The sequence below is a fragment of the Moorena sp. SIO3I6 genome (assembly GCF_010672095.1).
Genome location: NZ_JAAHHU010001246.1, coordinates 1 through 1,503, shown reverse-complemented (window position 1 = coordinate 1,503; position 1,503 = coordinate 1). Strand labels below are relative to the sequence as shown.

The 1,503-nt window shown below is 39.7% G+C and carries 3 protein-coding genes; all 3 read left to right on the top strand.

What is annotated here, in order from left to right:
* Window positions 1-239: hypothetical protein (locus F6K49_RS48210; protein ID WP_293109747.1), on the top strand; the 239-nt coding region annotated here is incomplete at its 5' end.
* Window positions 240-245: 6 nt separating this feature from the next.
* On the top strand, window positions 246-461 hold the full coding sequence (locus F6K49_RS48205; RefSeq protein ID WP_293109724.1) for a hypothetical protein: 216 nt from the start codon (window positions 246-248) through the stop codon (window positions 459-461).
* A partial coding sequence (locus F6K49_RS48200; protein ID WP_293109721.1) for an NACHT domain-containing protein occupies window positions 445-1,503 on the top strand: 1,059 nt, incomplete at its 3' end. The genes F6K49_RS48205 and F6K49_RS48200, both read left to right, overlap by 17 nt.

Sequence of the window (1,503 nt, the reverse complement as noted above, 5' to 3'; positions counted from 1 at the left end):
TGGTAAACCAAAAAACAACTACCAATATCATGCTGGATTGGTTAGCAGTTTGGGGAATGTATAGTGCTGGTGGCTATCTGGCCAAAGAGGTGATTGGTACCTTGGCCAAAGAAGCTCTAGAAGACTACACGAAAGATTTTTTCAAAGAGTCTATCAAAGAGTATACCGGACTATCGGATCAAAATACCCAGAAAAAACTTTTTGGTAAAGCCTTAAAAGAATTTATGGCTTTAGTGTAAAAAGAATTGAAAGATGCTGATTTATCTAAACAAGAATTAAAACAGTATAGTAAACCTCTCAAGCAGTATTTTAAACATAAATCCATTAAAGCTATCCTGGGCAGTGCGTTCAACTATGGCTGTCAAGGAATAGATACCGATATATTAGCGAAGACTTGGATTGAGCTTGACTTATTAGAATTACCGGAAGGATTTGATTGGCACTATGTACTATATTGGTAAAAGCTATCTCAAGAAAGGAAAAAAGAATAACAATAATAAAGTCAAAAATATTATTTGGAAATCCGATCAGTTACGGCCTATCCGAGATTCCCAAACCTTGGAAGCGATCGCAGAAAACACTAAACCGGGAATTCCCCCAGATGTTGACTTAAGGAAATATCAGGAAGCACTCCTAGAGAGCTACGGTAATGTCAAATTGGATAGTTTGGATACTAGTGGCTGTGCTTATAATGAACTAAAACTCTGGAAGATATTTATCCCCCAAAATGTGCGAGAGGTTCATGACTTGATGCCGGAGGCGATTCATGAACTGCCTAAGGATGATTATCGAAAACTGCAAGAGAGTGGTGAACTAGATCACGAAATTGACCAAAAGGAGTTGCAACGAGCTAAAGAGGTTTATTATCAACAGCCAATTCAATCGATATTGGATGTGATCAAGAACTCTCAAGGCTATCGCTATTTGGTGGTTTTAGGAGAGCCAGGCTCTGGTAAATCTACCTTGCTGCACTATTTAGCATTGGAGTGGGCAAGAACCGATCTAACTACTGAACGTTCTCTACGGATTCCGTTACTGATTGACTTACCCACTTATATCCGCAATCGCGATAGTGGACAGTGCCAGAATTTCTTGGAATTCTGCCATCAAAGTAGTGGAGCGATAGGTCATCTGAATCAAAATAAACTTGATGATCAGTTAAAGGCGGGTATTGTCTTCGTGATGTTTGATGGCTTGGATGAAGTGTTTGAGCCAGGGAAACGAGAGGATGTAATTACGGATATTCATCGCTTTACGAATAAGTATCCTAAGGTAAGAGTAATTGTGACATCTCGGGTAATTGGTTATAAACCCCAACGGCTACGGGATGCTGAATTTCGTCATGTTATGCTCCAAGACTTGGAGTCGGAACAAATTCAAACGTTTATCGAGCAGTGGCATGAGTTAACCTATACTGATCAAGTTGATAAAGTTAGGAAACAGGAGCGCTTACAAAAAGCCATTAAGACATGCTCTCGGATTCGACAACTGGCGCAAAATCCA